This window comes from Streptomyces sp. Y309, assembly GCF_056712025.1.
In genome coordinates this window covers 218,973-233,600 of sequence record NZ_CM160048.1, presented here as the reverse complement: position 1 = coordinate 233,600, position 14,628 = coordinate 218,973, and the positions used below count along the sequence as shown (strand labels likewise).

Genomic DNA, 14,628 nt, shown 5'->3' with positions numbered 1-14,628 from the left:
CCGCGCAGCGGCGGCGCCGGCCCGTCGCCGGGTGGTCGCGGCCCTCGCGGGGCTCCCCCTCGCGGCGGCCGCGGCCCCCGCCGCCGTCGCCTCGCCCGCCGCGTCGGACGCGCAGGCCTCGTCCGAAGGGTCCCGACGCATGCTCCACATCGCGGGTGACTCGACCGCCGCGCAGAAGTACACCGGTGTCGCGCCCGAGACCGGCTGGGGCATGGCGCTGCCCTTCTTCCTGCACCGGGGAATCGGCGTCGCCAACCACGCGGTGAACGGCCGCAGTTCGAAGAGTTTCGTCGACGAGGGGCGGCTCGCGGAGCTCCTGGAGCAGATTCAGCCCGGCGACGTGCTCCTGATCCAGTTCGGCCACAACGACGCCAAGTCCGCCGACCCCGCCCGCTACACCGAGCCGTGGTCGACGTACCAGGAGTATCTGCGCCTGTGCGTCGCCGGGGCGCGGGCCTACCAGGCCCACCCGGTGCTCGCGACCTCCGTGGAGCGGCGCAGGTTCGACGACGCGGGCCGCGCCCAGCCCACGCACGGCGACTATCCCGCGGCCATGCGCGCCCTCGCGGAGCGGGAGGACGTCCCCCTGCTGGACATCCAGGCGCTGTCGATCGCCGTGTGGCAGCGGCTCGGCGCCGAGGAGACCAAGCGGTACTTCAACTGGACCGAGGCGGAGCAGGACAACACCCACTTCAACCCGCCCGGCGCCATCGCGGTGGCCCGCCTGGTCGCCGCGGAACTGCTGCACCGACGCGTCCTCGCCCCACGCGACGTACGCCGTCTCGACGAGGACATCCCCGAATCGTGGATCACCTGGCCGGAAGGGGCCTGACCATGCGAACACCCTGGGTGGCAGCCGTGACCGGCACCCTGCTCGCCCTCCCCGCGACCGGGCCCGCCCACGCCGCGCCCCCCGACCCGGCCCGCCAGGTCCTCGCCCGGAACGACGGCTGGGCGGCGCAGGGGCCGGGGACGACCGGCGGGGCGGCGGCGGACGCCGCGCACGTCGTCACCGTCACCACCTGGGCGGAGTTCAGGGCCGCCCTCGCGGCCGGCGGCGACGCACCGAGGATCATCAAGGTCGAGGGAGTCATTGAGGCCGCGTCCGCCACCGCCGCGGGCTGCGCCGCCTTCGCGGCCGACGGCTACGACTTCGAGCGGTACCTCGCCGACTACGACCCCGCCGTGTGGGGCCGCGACAAGCCGGTGAGCGGCGAACAGGAGGACCTGCGGGCCGCGTCGGCCGCGCGGCAGGCCAAGGCGATCCAGGTGAACGTACCCGCGAACACCACCATCATCGGCGTCGGCAGGAACGCGGGCATCACCGGCGCGAGCCTGCAGATCAAGGGCGTGGACAACGTCATCGTCCGCAACCTCACCATCGAGGCCCCGCTCGACTGCTTCCCGCAGTGGGACCCGACCGACGGCGCGCGCGGCGCCTGGAACTCCGCGTACGACGCCGTGGTGGCCTCCGGGGCCACGCACGTGTGGATCGACCACAACACGCTGACCGACGGCCGCCACCCCGACAGCGCGCTGCCCTCCCACTACGGCGAGCTGTACCAGCGGCACGACGGCCTGCTCGACATCGTGCGCGGCGCCAACCACGTCACGGTGTCGTGGAACGCCTTCCGCGACCACGACAAGACTTTGATGATCGGCAACAGCGACAGCGCGGCCGCCACCGACGCGGGCAAGCTGAAGGTGACCCTGCACCACAACCGCTTCGAGGGCATCGTCGAGCGCGCCCCACGCGTGCGCTTCGGCCAGGTCGACACGTACAACAACCACTACGTCGTGACCGAGAAGCAGCCCTACGTGTACGCCTTCGGCATCGGCCACCAGTCCCAACTGGTCGCCGAGAAGAACGCGTTCACGCTGCCGGACACGGTCAGCGCCGCGCGGATCCTCAAGAAGTGGAAGGAGGCACCGGTCACCGCCGAGGACAACCGCGTCAACGGCGCCGCGACCGACCTGATCGCCGTCCACAACGCGGAGATCCCCGAGGAGACCTTGCAGCGGGACGCGGGCTGGACGCCGGAACTGCGGGCGAGGGTCGACGATCCCCGCGCGGTGCCGGGACTGGTGGGGCGCCGGGCGGGGGCCGGGAAGGTGTGCTGACCGCCGACCGGAAAGCCCCCGGGAGCCCTCACGGCAACGAGCGTGTGAGCCACACCACTTCACCGCTGTCTTCCGTGGAAACGTGATCCCGCTCGAACCCGAGCTTCTCAAGGACACGGAACGACGGTGTGTTCCACGCGCCGACGGTCGCCCAGAGCCGCTTCCGCCCGGTCGCGGCAGCGGCATCGAGCACCGCGCGGGCCGCCTCGGTGGCGTAGCCACGTCCATGCGCGCGCTGGAACAACTCGTACGCGATTTCAGGCTCCTCCACGGTGGAGCGGCCGATGACCAACCCGCAATAGCCGATGAAGTCGCCTTCGTCGCGGCGCTGGATGGGCAGCAGGGCGATCCCCGTTGTCGCCGTCGCGGTGAGCAACTCCGCGATGCCCTCCCGGGCGTACTCAACTGTGGGCGTCCCGTTGCCGCGTTCGGAAAGGAGGGCACGGAACTCAGGGGCGTCCGACTCGGCCCACGGCCGCAATATCAGCCGCTCGGTCTCAAGGTTGAACGACATCGTCTCGTACGCGGGCATGGGCCCTACTCTGCCCCACGGGTCACCACGGACTACGGCTGGGTTACTGGCAGGCCGGGTCGGACCACCTGATGTTGCGTCAGCCCGTGACCCCGGGCACGACCAGGCCGGTTTCGTACGCGATCACCACCGCGTGGGTCCGGTTCTGCGCGCCGAGTTTGGTCAGCACGTTCCCGACGTGCGTCTTCACCGTCTCCAGGCTCACCCTGCACGACTCCGCGATGTCGGGGTTGGACAGGCCGGTGGCCATCAGGCGCAGCACCTCCTCCTCCCGGCCCGTCAGCGCCGCCTGCGGCAGCGCCTCGGCGGATCCCAGTGGACGGGCGGTGACCAGCTGCCGCAGGGCCGCCGGGAAGAGGATCGCCTCGCCCGCCGCGACCACCCGCACAGCCTCCGCGATCTTGGGGACGGGGAGCCGCTTGAGCACGAAGCCGCTGGCCCCGGCGCTGAGTGCGGCGGTGACGTAGTCGTCGTTCTCGAAGGTGGTGATCACCACGACTTTCGGCGGGTCGGCCGGCCCGGCGAGGAGCTGCCGGGTGGCCTCGATGCCGTTGCGGCGCGGCATCCGTACGTCCATGAGGACCACGTCCGGCCGCAGCTGCCGCGCCCGCTCGACTGCTTCGATGCCGTCGGCGGCCTCCCCGACGACGGCGATCCCGGGCTGCATGGCGAGCAGCGTGCGCAGGCCGCTGCGGGTCACCTCGTCGTCGTCCGCGATCAGGAGGGTGGTGCAGCCGGCGGCGCCGGCGGTGCCAGTGGTGTCAGTGGTGACGGCTGCGCTCGCGTCGGGGCCGGTCGCGACCGCTGCGCTCGCTTGTGAGCCGATCATGCGGGCAAGCGTACCGGCAGCCGGACCGCGAGCCGCCAGTGCTCCGGTCCGTCCGGACCGGCCTCGATCTCGCCGTGCAGCAGCCGCACACGCTCGAAGAGGCCGGGCAGGCCGTGCCCGGACGTCGGGAAGGTACCCGGGCTCATTCCGCTCCCTGCTCCGCTCCCGGCTCCGGTCCGGTTGACCACGTCGAGCTCCAGCGAGTCCGGCGCGGCCGTCACCGTGACCCGGATCGGACCGCCCGCTCCGTGCCGCAGCGCGTTCGTCAGCCCTTCCTGCAGGATCCGGTACGCCGCGCGGGAGAGCGTCCCCTGCACCTGCGCGTAGTCGCCCGACAGCTCCGGCTCCACCACCGCGCCCGCGTGCCGCAGCCGGTCGAGCAGCTCGGGCAGGTCGGCCAGGGCCCGGGCCGGTGCCGTGCCCGCCTTCTCCTCGCGCAGCATGCCCAGCACATAGTCCAGGTCCTCAAGGGCGGCCCGGGTCGACTCCTCGATGCTGCGCAGGGCGGCGCGCGCCGCCACCGGGTCGGCGCCGAGCGCCTCGCCCGCCACCGCTGCCTGGATGGTGGTGGCCGTCAGGGTGTGCCCGATCGAGTCGTGCAGCTCGTGGGCCAGCCGATTGCGTTCGGCCAGTACCCGCTCCCGCTCGGCCGCCAGCGCCAGCCGCTCGGCCGCCGACGGGCCAAGGAGCCTGGGCGCCAGCCACCGCAGGGCGTACGTCACCGCCAGGCACAGAGCCGCCGCAAGCAGCAGGCAGCCGAGCGCCGCCGCCCAGCTCGGCCAGCCGCTCTCCGCCCGCAGCGTCCAGCCGTTCACACTCACCCCGGCCTCGGCCCCGGCCCAGCCGCCGGGAAGGAGCAGGGCCGCGATGAACAGCAGGATGCTCAGCTGCGCCCCCGCCCACCCCAGCACCACATGCGCCAGCAGCCAGAGCGGCGTCCGCAGGCGGTCGGCGCCCGATGCCGTGGAAGAAGCCGCCCCGTCACCGGGCGAGCCCGCGCGCCGACGCTCGCCCACGGGATCCGGCAACGGCACCGCCAGCATCCGCCGGGCGCACGCGATCAGCACCCGCCGCGTGGTACGGGCCAGCCCGACCACGCCGATCAGTACGGACCAGACCAGCACGGTCAGAGCGAACTGCACTCCCACCGGGGCGGACGACCACGCCACCGCCGGCAGCGCCGCGAAAGGCAGCAACGGAAGGCTCGCCAACGCGCCGCAATAGGCGAAAAGCGCACCCGAATACGTGGAGCCGCGCAACAGCGGCCGGATTCCCCTGAACATATCCAGGCCAGTATGACTGGACGGCCCACCGGCGGCCTCCCCCGATCGAGGGAGCGAATTCTCCCGCCTTCCCGCGATGTGCGCGTGGGCCCCCGAAAACCAGAATCGGGGCCTCACCAGTCGACGGGACGGAAGGACGGGCTGATGAACGCCCAGGGAATCGAGACGCCGCCGAACCACACGGCGTCCGCTCAGGATCAGGCCGTACGGACCCGGACGGCACCGAACGGAATGGCACTGAACGGAATGGCACCGAACGGAATGGCACCGGGACTGACGGCACCGAAGAACAGCCTGGCCACGGCCGCCATGACACTGGGCATCATCGGCCTGTGCACCTCGGTCGTCTTCATCGGCGGCCCGCTCGCCGTGATCGGCCTGATCTTGGGCATCGCCGCGCTGATGACGGCCAGGCGGACCGGCGTGGGCCGGGGCAAGGCCGTCACCGCCCTGGTGACGTCGTCCCTCGCGATCGTGGTGTCCGGGCTGGTCGCCGTCTTCATGGTCTGGTACGCGAACAAGACGCAGGAGTGCTACCAGCCCGACAGCTTCCACCAGTACACGCAGTGCGTCCGCGAGCACCTGAACGGAAACTGACATCACCGTGCGAAACAGAAAGCCCTACATAGCCGCCCTGCTCACCGCCGGCCTCTCAGCGGCTTCCCTCGCGGCGCTGGCGCCCGACACACTCCTCGCCCCGTCCAAGGCATCCGGCACCTCTACCGCCAAGGACCCCCTGCGGCAGTACACGCAGCAGAAGCTCCAGTGGAAACGCTGCGACGCGAAGGGCCCCGACACCTTCCAGTGCACGACCCTCAAGGTGCCGCTGGACTACAGCGACCCCGGCGGCAAGACGATCGGCCTCGCGATATCCCGGCTGAAGGCGGGCAGCACGAAGGAACGTCGCGGCGTTCTGCTGCTCAATCCGGGCGGCCCCGGCGCACCGGGACTGCGTCTGCCCGTCGACCCGGTCATGAAGTTCCCCGCGGAAGTGAAACGGCGCTACGACCTCGTCGGCTTCGACCTGCGGGGCGTCGGGCGGAGCACCCCCGTCAACTGCGGTCTTACCGCGGACGAACAGGACACCCCGTACAAGCCCGAGACCTTCGCGAAGGTCAGGGACCGGGCCCGTACCGTCGCCGAGAAGTGCCGGGCCAGGGCCGGTGACAAGCTGCCGCACCTCACCACCCGCAACAGCGCCCGTGACATGGACGTCATCCGCGCAGCGCTGGGCGAGAAGAGGATCTCCTATCTGGGGGCCTCCTACGGCACCTACCTCGGCGCTGTCTACATGCAGCTGTTCCCCCGGCGGGCCGACCGGATCGTGCTGGACAGCGCGTCCGACCCCACCCGGATCTACCAGGGCATGTTCCAGGACATGGCGAAGGCCGCCGAACAGGCCTTCACGCGCTGGACCGCATGGACCGCCCGTCGGCACACGGCCTACGGCCTTGGCGACACCCCGGCCAAGGTCCGCAAGACCTACTGGGACCTGATCGCGCGGGCGAACCGCAAGCCCATCCACTTCGAGGGGAAGGCCCTCACCGGCGACGACATCCGCGCCGACAACAGCACGTTCTTCCACGTACGGAAAGCCGCCGAACGGATCGCCGGGCTGAAGGACGCGGCCGCGGGCAGGAACCCGGCTCCGTCCGGCACGCCCGGTCAGGCCCAGGAGCCCGACGACAACTTCGCCTCCGCCGCCTGGTCCTTCATGTGCGCCGACACCCGCACCTGGTCGCACGACCCCGAGCGGTACCGCCGCGAGGCGATCCGCGACAAGGCCCGGTATCCGCTGTACGGCGACTTCGCGGCCAACATCACACCCTGTGCCTTCTGGGAGCGGGGCAGCGAGCCGCAGACCAGGATCGACAACAAGGCCGGTGCGCTGATCACGCAGAACGAGTGGGACTCCCAGACGCCCCTCTTCTCCGGTCAGGCCATGCACCGGGCCCTGCGCGGCTCCCGGATGCTCACCGTCGCCGGCGGCGAGGGACACGGCGTCCTCTACGCGCCCGACGGCAATCCCTGCGCGGACAGGGCCGCAACGTTCTACCTGACCACGGGCAGGCTCCCCGCCAAGGACCTGACCTGCCGGGCTCCGGCCGGACAGAAGTAGCCGCGGGGGCGGGGGCGGCTGCCGGGTGTCCGCGCCCCGCCCCCGCGGCGATGGGGGGTGGCGGTCAGTCGTAGGAGATGTCCGACGCCGAGTAGCGGCAGTACGTGCCGTCGGGGCCGCTGCCGACCTCGTCCGGCTCGTCGCCGTTGTCGTTGCCCACGTAGCGGACGCAGGGCTTGATCTTCTTGCTGCTGTCGCCGTGGATGCGGATGCTGCGCAGCTCGGCGGTGTCGCCGTAGTTCTGGTTGATGCCGACGACCGACTTGCCGGGGGCGGTCACGTCGACGTTGTTCACGACGATGGTGCGCTTGTACTGCGTGGAGCAGTTGCCGCAGGAGCGGACCAGCTTGCCGAAGTCGGCGACCTGGAAGCCGCCGGTGACGGTCAGCTTGCCCGCGCCGTTGAACTGGAAGACCTTGTCGGAGGCCTTGCGGGCGCCGCCGCCGGTCACGGTGTACGTCGCGCCGGACGACTTGCCCTTGAAGCTGGCGGCGTCCTCGCCGACGTCCTCCCACCACACGTTCTGCAGCGTGCAGCTGCCCATGCAGTGGACGCCGTCCGCGGCGGGGGCGCCGAGGATCACGTTCTTGAGGACCGCGCCGTCCTTGAGCTTGAAGATCGGGTCCTGGCCCTCGCCCTGACCACCGTCACCGAGGTCGCCGCTGCCGTAGAAGCGCTTCAGCCCGCCGTCGTACGGGCCGGACACGTCGATGGTCTTGGTGACGGGCTGGCTGCCGTTGGGCGTCGGCCAGGCGGGCGCCGCGCTCGCGGGCGACGCACCGCCGGTGACGAGGGCGGCGGAGGCCAGGCTGAGGGCGGCGAGCGCGCCGACGGCTGGGCGGCGCAGGGGTATGCGTGAAGTCATGTCCCGTTTCCTTCGGTTGATGTGGGGGAGCCGGCCCTTTGATGTGGGGGGAGCCGGTCCTTCGGCCGATGTGGGGGTGTCGGCGGTCGGCGGGTGTGCGGGCGTCAGGACTTTCCTGCGCCGGCGCCGGAGGTCACCGAGGCGGCGACGGAGGAGGCCGGTTCGGCGCTGTAGCCGTACGGCGGCTTGGTGAACGAGCCCTCCTGGGAGACCTCGGTGGCGGCTCCGCCGAGGTCATTGCCGCGCAGGTTGGCGTAGCCGTCGACGTCGCTGCTGCGGCTGGTGGTGACGGCCAGCTTCGTCGTCCGGAAGACGTTGTTCTCCACGAGCATCTGGGCGCCCATGCGCGAATGCACGGCGGTGTCGGCGCCCTGCACGTAGTTGTTGTAGAAGTGCCCCGTCCCGAAGCGGAGGCTGGGGATGCGCGAGTGGACGTTGCTGAAGTGATTGTGGTGGTACGTCACCTTCAAGTGCCCGGTGTCCTCGCCCGCGTTGTTGTCGCTGTGGCCGACGAGCGAGCCCTTGAAGTGGTCCTTGAAGGTGTTCCACGAGACGGTGACGTGGTCCGAGCCGTGGTTGATGTCGAGCAGGCCGTCGTAGTAGTCCTTGTCGTGCTCGCGGTCCGCGGAGAACGAGTTGTGGTCGATCCACACCTTGGTGGACTTCTGCACCGTGATGCCGTCGGCGGGCGCCACGGGCTTGGAGATGTTCAGATTGCGGACGACGACGTTGGTCTCCTCCTTGACGCGCAGTCCGCCGCCGGTGAAGCCGGAGGCCGAACCGACGCCCAGAACCGTCGTGTTGGAGCCGATGTCGACCTGCCCGGACAGCGAGACGATCCCGTTGACGCGCACGACCTTGGCGGTGTCGCCGCTGACGGCGGACTTGAAGGCGGCGAGCGTGCCGACGGTGACCGGGGCGGCGCTCCCGCCGCCGGTGGTTCCGGCGCCGAAGCCGACGGGGGAGGGATCGGCGGCCGCGGCGGACTGCGGGACGGTGACGGCGACGCCGGCCGCGAGCGCGGCTGCCGCTGCGGCGAGGGTGAGCTTGTGGGGGTGGGTACGCATGCGGGTGGGGTCCCTTCGCGGAGTCCTCGAACGTGTTTCACGTTGATGAACGTCGTTCGGAAGTGCGATCGCATGGCGTTGCGCGGTGCTGCCCGTACGGCGTCGGCGCCGGACCAGGGAAGTGCACATTCCCTGCTCGTGTCGGCCCGAAGTAACCCACCTCATATACGAGATGCTGTATACGGGTCATGTTTCTGAACGGACCGTAGAATCGAAGCGCTTCCGCGTCAACGGCTCTCACCGAACACATCGAGCCAACTGTCCACTCGGCCCACTTGCGGGGTGGGTGACGGCGCCCTCGCGACCGGCCATTGACCCTCTGGTCGGCGGCTGCCTACGATCCCAGGCGTACGTTCGAAGAAATGAACAACGTTCGAGATATCGGACGTTGCGGGGAAAGGCGAGGAATCCCATGACGGACTTGTACGGTGTCGACGCCCGGTCCGGCGCACGTCTGGAACCCCCGGTCACCGAGACCGCCCCCGTCGAAGTGGCCGCCCTGTGCGCCGCCGCCGACAGGGCGGCGCCCGCGCTCGCCGCGCTGCCCCGCCCGGCCCGGGCCGAGTTGCTGCGGGCCGTGGCCGCCGAGCTCGACGCCCAGGGCGAGGACCTGGTCCGGCTCGCCGACACCGAGACCGCGCTCGGCGTCGAGGCGATGCGCGCCGAACTCCAGCGCACGACCGGCCAGTTGAGGCTGCTCGCCGACGAGGTGCTGCGGCCGGACTTCCTCGCCGTGCGCACCGAGGAGGGCGCGGGCGGGGCACCCCGCTTCCACCGGACACTGGTGCCCATCGGCCCCGTCGCCGTCTACGCCGCGAGCAACTTCCCCTTCGCGCTGTCCGTCGCCGGATCCGACACCGCCTCCGCCCTGGCCGCCGGCTGCCCCGTCGTCCTGAAGGCGCACCCCGGCCACCCCCTCACCTCCCGGCGCACCGCCGAGGCCGTGGCGCGGGCGCTGCAGGAGCAAGGCGCGCCCGAGGGGACGTTCACCGTGGTGCACGGCATGAACGCCGGGCGGGCACTGATCGCCGATCCGCACATCAAGGCCGCCTCGTTCACCGGCTCGGGCGCCGGCGGGCGCGCCCTGTTCGACACGGCGTGCGCACGGGCCGAGCCCATCCCGTTCTACGGCGAACTCGGCAGCGTCAACCCGGTCATCGTCACGCGGGCCGCGCTCGACGCCCGCCGCGAGGCGATCGTCTCCGGCTACGCCACGTCGGCCACCCGCTATGTCGGCCAGCTGTGCACCAACCCGGGGCTGCTCTTCGTACCCGCGGGCCAGGGGGTGACCGAGGCCCTGGCCGAAGCCCTGTCGGACGTGGCCGCCGCGCCGATGCTCAACCAGCGGATCCTGGACGCGTACCGCGACCGTACCGAGCGCCTGTCCCGGTCGGCCGAGCCGCTGCTCGCCGTCCCCGACGGGCCTCACCTGTTCCGCGCCACCGCGAAGGAGTTCCTGTCGAGCCTGGAGCTGGGGGAGGAGTGCTTCGGCCCCGCCTCGGTGGTCGTGGAGTACGACGCGGAGGACGAACTGCCCGCCCTCGCCGCGCACGTACCCGGCTCGCTGACCGCGACGCTGCACGCCGAGCCGGACGACAGCGACCTCGTGGCCGGGCTCCTGCCCGTCCTCGCGCGGAAGGTCGGGCGCGTGGTGTGGAACGGCTGGCCGACCGGCGTGGCAGTGAACCGCACGATGCACCACGGCGGACCGTGGCCCGCCACGACCGGAGCGATGCACACCTCCATCGGCACCGAATCCGTACGCCGCTTCCAGGTGCCGCTGGTCCTCCAGGACGTCCCCGCCGAGCTGCTGCCCGCCCACTTCACTGCCTGAACCGCCAGAAATGAACGCGTGCGCGGCGGCCGCGTCCGGGCCGCCGCGCACCCGCGGTGTCGAGGTGGGCCAACGGCGGTGCGGCAACCGCGGTGCGGACACGCGGCAACGGTGGTGCTGAGGCGCGGCAACGGTGGTTCCACGCCGCGGTGTTGACCCCTCAGGCCCGCGCTGGCTAGCTTTCCTCAAGCTCTGAAACCATTCACTCCAGCCCGGACGACCCGACAGGACCGTGATGCGACGCGTCTGCTTTCTGCTGAAGGTGCGCGAGGACCGCCTCGACGAGTACCGCGCGCGCCACGAGGCCGTCTGGCCCGCCCTGCGCGAGGCGCTCACGGACGCCGGCTGGCGGAACTACTCGCTGTTCCTGCGCGAGGACGGCCTCCTCGTCGGCTATCTGGAGACCGAGGACTTCGAGGCCGCCCGCGCCGCCATGGCCGCCACCGACGTGAACGCGCGGTGGCAGGCCGAGATGGCCCCGTTCTTCGAAGCGCTCGACGGCCCGCCCGACGCGGCGATGGCGCCGCTCGCCGAGGTCTTCCACCTGGACTGACCCGGCTGACGCGACTGACCCGGCTGACGCGAGACGGGGTGCCGACGACGGCCCGTCATCTGCCCGCCAGCTGCCGGACCCGGGTGCCATCTGCCGGTGTGCGGAAAAGTCCTCCCGCCGCCCTGAGCAGGGATCTTGCCGCGGAGCGGGTGAAGCGCTTCGAAAGATTGCTGTCCGAACCGTTGACGTACCTGACGGCGCTTCCTATTTTTGGCCCGGCAAGCGCTTTCTTAAAACGATTCAATCCCATCCCCTCACGCCTGGAGGTCGAACTGTGCGTACGACTGGGAGAGTTGACCGGCGTGGCCTGCTCAAGATCACGGGTGGTTCGGTGGCCGCACTCGGCCTGACCGCTGCCGGATGCGGCTCCGGATCCGGAGACGGCACGGTCACGATCCGATACGCGTGGTGGGGATCGGACGACCGCGCCAAGCGCATCAACAAGACCATCGCGCTCTTCGAGAAGAAGTACTCGAAGATCAAGGTGAAGACGGACTTCCAGCCCTATCTGGACTTCTGGAAGAAGTTCAACACCCAGGCGTCCGGCGGCAATCCGCCGGACGTGTTCCAGAACGCCATCGGCTTCCTGCGCAAGTACGACGAGCGCAACGTGCTGCTCGACCTGCGCGAGCAGGCGAAGGCGGGCACGCTGCGCATGGACGGCTTCCGCGCGGGCCTGGAGAAGTTCGGCGAGGTCGACGGCAAGCTGCTCGGCGTACCGGTCGGCAGCAACTCCCTGGCTCTCGTCATCGACAAGCCGGTCTTCAAGAAGGCGGGCGTCGCCCCGAAGATGGGCTGGACCTGGGACGAGTTCCACGACGCCATGGAGAAGATCAGCGACCGGGGCAGGCCGGGGGACAGCGGCCTGTACGGCGTCATGTACCTGTACGACCTGTATCTGCGCCAGCACGACAAGGCGTTCTTCACCAAGGACGGACTCGGCTTCACCGAGGCCGACCTCAAGGACTGGTGGACCAAGGGATACAAGGGCGTGCAGGACGGGATCTACGCCAACCCCAAGAAGGTCGCCCAGATCCGGCCCAAGTCCGCGCTCGCCGGTGAACTGGCGGCCGCCGAGTTCACCTGGGACAACTTCACCGTCCGCTACACCTCGGAGGGCAAGAGCAGCTACGGTCTCGCGCCGATCCCGACCACCGACGGCAAGCGGACCGCCCAGTACCTGGGATCGCTGATGCTCAGCGGCTCCAAGCGCACCAAGCACCCCAAGGAAGTGGCGCAGTTCATCGACTTCATGGTGCACGACCCGGAGGTCGCCAAGATCATGGGGTACGACCGCGGGGTGCCCACGACCACCGCGCAGTACGAGGCGTACAAGCCCGCCGACGAGCCCGACAAGGTGCTCGCCGAGGTCAACCAGCAGATCGCCGCGTACGAGGAGCAGCTCGTCGACGCCCGGGTGCTCGAACCCATCACGCCGCACCCGGCGGGAGCGGACGTCTCCGAGGCGGCCTTCCTGCGGATCGCCGAGGAACTGGCCCTGGGCAAGCGGTCGGTGGACGAAGCGGTGGAGCAGTTCTTCACCGAGGCGAAGACGGCGCTCGGCTCCTGATGAAGACCGCCGTGACACACGCAGCCGCCGGGGAGACGGCCGCCAAGGGCACCGGGGCGCCGGCGGGCCCGGCGGCGCCGCGGGACCGTACCGGCAGGCAGCGGGCCCGCAGGGAGAACCTCGCCGGCTATCTGTTCATGTCGCCGTGGCTCGCGGGGTTCCTGGTCCTGACGGCGGGGCCCATGGTCGCCTCGCTGTACTTCGCGTTCACCGACTACAACCTCTTCGACGCCCCCAAGTGGGTCGGGCTCGACAACTTCTCGGAGATGTTCGCCGACCCGCGCTGGCGCAAGTCCGTCGAGGTCACCCTCTGGTATGTGGTCATCGGCACCCCGCTGAAGCTGGCCGCGGCACTGGGCGTCGCGCTGCTGCTCAGCCAGAAGCGGCGCGGACAGGCCTTCTACCGGGCCGCGTTCTACGCCCCGTCGCTGATCGGCGCCAGCGTCTCGATCGCCGTCGTGTGGAAGGCGATCTTCTCGGACGAGGCGATCGTCGACCGGACCCAGCGCGCCCTGTTCGGCGTCGACGTGGGCGGCTGGACCGGCGACCCGGACTGGATCCTCTACAGCCTGGTGGCCCTCACCGTCTGGCAGTTCGGCGCACCGATGGTGATCTTCCTGGCGGGCCTGAAGCAGGTGCCGCGTGAGCTCTACGAGGCGGCCGAGGTCGACGGCGCGGGCCCCTGGCGGCGGTTCTGGAGCATCACGCTGCCGATGATCTCCCCGGTGCTCTTCTTCAACGTCCTGCTCGAGACCATCCACTCGTTCCAGATCTTCGGCTCGGCGTACATCCTCGGCGGCGCGAACGGCACCTGCGGGCCGGCCGACGGCACGCTCGTCTACACCTGTTACCTGTACATCCAGGGCTTCGAGAACAGCCGGATGGGCCTGGCCTCGGCGATGGCGTGGATGCTGCTGCTCGCGGTCGCCCTGGTCACCGCGGTGCTGTTCTGGTCGCAGAAGCGCTGGGTGCACTACGAGGAGGCCGCCCGATGAGTGTGCTGTCCACCATCCGGCGCGGGCGGCGCACCGGCTCGCTCGTCTGGCACGTCGCGGCCCTCGCCGTCCTGGCCGTGGTCCTCTACCCCGTGGTGTGGGTGATCGGCGGATCGTTCAAGCCGAACGACGAGGTCGTCGGCAGCCTGGAGCTGTTCCCCACCGACCCGGTCACCGACAACTACACCGGTCTCGCCGACGGCATCGCCGACATCCCGATCACCACCTTCTTCACCAACTCGCTCTTCCTCGGCCTCGGTTCGGTCCTCGGCGTGCTCGTCTCCTGCTCGCTCGCGGCCTACGCCTTCGCCCGGATCAGGTTCGCGGGCCGCAATCTGCTGTTCACGCTGATGATCGGCACGCTGCTGCTGCCGTACCACGTGCTCCTGATCCCGCAGTACGTGCTGTTCCAGAAGCTCGGAATGATCAATACGTACACGCCGTTGCTGCTCGGCAAGTACCTGGCGATCGACGCGTTCTTCGTGTTCCTGATGGTGCAGTTCATGCGGAATCTGCCGAAGGAGCTGGACGAGGCGGCGCGCCTCGACGGCTGCGGGCACTTCCGGATCTACTGGTCGATCGTGCTGCCCCTGTGCCGCCCCGCCCTGATCACCAGCGCGATCTTCACCTTCATCAACTCCTGGAACGACTTCATGGGCCCGCTGATCTACCTCAACGAGCCCGAGAAATACACCGTGTCGCTCGGCCTGAAGATGTTCGTCGACCAGGAGGGCGTCGCCAACTACGGCGGAATGATCGCCATGTCGCTGATCGCGCTGCTTCCGGTGCTCGCGTTCTTCCTGGCCTTCCAGCGCTATCTGATCGACGGCATGGCCACCTCGGGACTGAAGGGCTGAGCG

14 protein-coding genes are annotated in these 14,628 nt (G+C 70.2%); 9 read left to right on the top strand and 5 right to left on the bottom strand.

The window, feature by feature from the left end:
- Positions 1–31: 31 nt before the first annotated feature.
- Both AC0KTA_RS00995 and AC0KTA_RS00990 read left to right on the top strand, forming a co-directional pair.
- Entirely contained in the window at positions 32–832 is an 801-nt protein-coding gene (locus AC0KTA_RS00995; protein ID WP_481056725.1) for a rhamnogalacturonan acetylesterase, read from the top strand.
- Positions 833–834: 2 nt separating this feature from the next.
- The gene (locus AC0KTA_RS00990; protein WP_481053163.1) at positions 835–2,121 is read left to right on the top strand and encodes a pectate lyase family protein; all 1,287 of its coding nucleotides are present in this window, start codon (positions 835–837) and stop codon (positions 2,119–2,121) included.
- A gap of 28 nt (positions 2,122–2,149) precedes the next feature.
- On the opposite strand, the gene AC0KTA_RS00985 is transcribed toward AC0KTA_RS00990, so the two are convergent.
- From AC0KTA_RS00985 to AC0KTA_RS00975, 3 genes are all read right to left on the bottom strand, one after another.
- Positions 2,150–2,653, bottom strand: coding sequence for a GNAT family N-acetyltransferase (locus AC0KTA_RS00985; RefSeq protein WP_481053162.1), 504 nt, complete (start codon positions 2,651–2,653; stop codon positions 2,150–2,152).
- A gap of 79 nt (positions 2,654–2,732) precedes the next feature.
- Complete coding sequence (locus AC0KTA_RS00980) at positions 2,733–3,482, bottom strand: response regulator transcription factor (RefSeq protein ID WP_481053161.1); 750 nt, start codon at positions 3,480–3,482, stop codon at positions 2,733–2,735.
- Positions 3,479–4,765 (bottom strand): sensor histidine kinase, encoded by a 1,287-nt coding sequence (locus AC0KTA_RS00975; protein WP_481053160.1) that lies wholly within the window; start codon positions 4,763–4,765, stop codon positions 3,479–3,481. The genes AC0KTA_RS00980 and AC0KTA_RS00975 overlap by 4 nt, the downstream gene beginning before the upstream one ends.
- A 144-nt stretch (positions 4,766–4,909) precedes the next feature.
- Here AC0KTA_RS00975 and AC0KTA_RS00970 point away from each other — a divergent pair, with 144 nt between their 5' ends.
- Both AC0KTA_RS00970 and AC0KTA_RS00965 read left to right on the top strand, forming a co-directional pair.
- Positions 4,910–5,362, top strand: a complete 453-nt coding sequence (locus AC0KTA_RS00970) for a DUF4190 domain-containing protein (RefSeq protein WP_481053159.1) — start codon at positions 4,910–4,912, stop codon at positions 5,360–5,362.
- 7 nt (positions 5,363–5,369) lie between these two features.
- The gene (locus AC0KTA_RS00965) at positions 5,370–6,884 is read left to right on the top strand and encodes an alpha/beta hydrolase (RefSeq protein WP_481053158.1); all 1,515 of its coding nucleotides are present in this window, start codon (positions 5,370–5,372) and stop codon (positions 6,882–6,884) included.
- A gap of 64 nt (positions 6,885–6,948) precedes the next feature.
- Here the strand turns inward: AC0KTA_RS00965 and AC0KTA_RS00960 are convergent, their stop codons facing one another.
- Together AC0KTA_RS00960 and AC0KTA_RS00955 are read right to left on the bottom strand one after the other, a co-directional pair.
- Positions 6,949–7,749 (bottom strand): pectate lyase, encoded by an 801-nt coding sequence (locus AC0KTA_RS00960; protein WP_481053157.1) that lies wholly within the window; start codon positions 7,747–7,749, stop codon positions 6,949–6,951.
- A gap of 104 nt (positions 7,750–7,853) precedes the next feature.
- A complete protein-coding gene (locus AC0KTA_RS00955) occupies positions 7,854–8,816 on the bottom strand; it encodes a pectate lyase family protein (RefSeq protein ID WP_481053156.1) in 963 nt (320 codons plus the stop codon).
- 412 nt (positions 8,817–9,228) lie between these two features.
- Here AC0KTA_RS00955 and AC0KTA_RS00950 point away from each other — a divergent pair, with 412 nt between their 5' ends.
- The 5 genes from AC0KTA_RS00950 (at position 9,229) to AC0KTA_RS00930 (ending at position 14,625) form a co-directional block, all read left to right on the top strand.
- The gene (locus AC0KTA_RS00950) at positions 9,229–10,650 is read left to right on the top strand and encodes an aldehyde dehydrogenase family protein (RefSeq protein ID WP_481053155.1); all 1,422 of its coding nucleotides are present in this window, start codon (positions 9,229–9,231) and stop codon (positions 10,648–10,650) included.
- A gap of 235 nt (positions 10,651–10,885) precedes the next feature.
- Entirely contained in the window at positions 10,886–11,203 is a 318-nt protein-coding gene (locus AC0KTA_RS00945; protein ID WP_481053154.1) for an L-rhamnose mutarotase, read from the top strand.
- A gap of 274 nt (positions 11,204–11,477) precedes the next feature.
- The gene (locus AC0KTA_RS00940; protein WP_481053153.1) at positions 11,478–12,773 is read left to right on the top strand and encodes an ABC transporter substrate-binding protein; all 1,296 of its coding nucleotides are present in this window, start codon (positions 11,478–11,480) and stop codon (positions 12,771–12,773) included.
- Positions 12,773–13,768, top strand: coding sequence for a carbohydrate ABC transporter permease (locus AC0KTA_RS00935; protein WP_481053152.1), 996 nt, complete (start codon positions 12,773–12,775; stop codon positions 13,766–13,768). Before AC0KTA_RS00940 ends, AC0KTA_RS00935 begins: the two co-directional genes overlap by 1 nt.
- The gene (locus AC0KTA_RS00930) at positions 13,765–14,625 is read left to right on the top strand and encodes a carbohydrate ABC transporter permease (protein ID WP_481053151.1); all 861 of its coding nucleotides are present in this window, start codon (positions 13,765–13,767) and stop codon (positions 14,623–14,625) included. Before AC0KTA_RS00935 ends, AC0KTA_RS00930 begins: the two co-directional genes overlap by 4 nt.
- Positions 14,626–14,628: the final 3 nt, after the last annotated feature.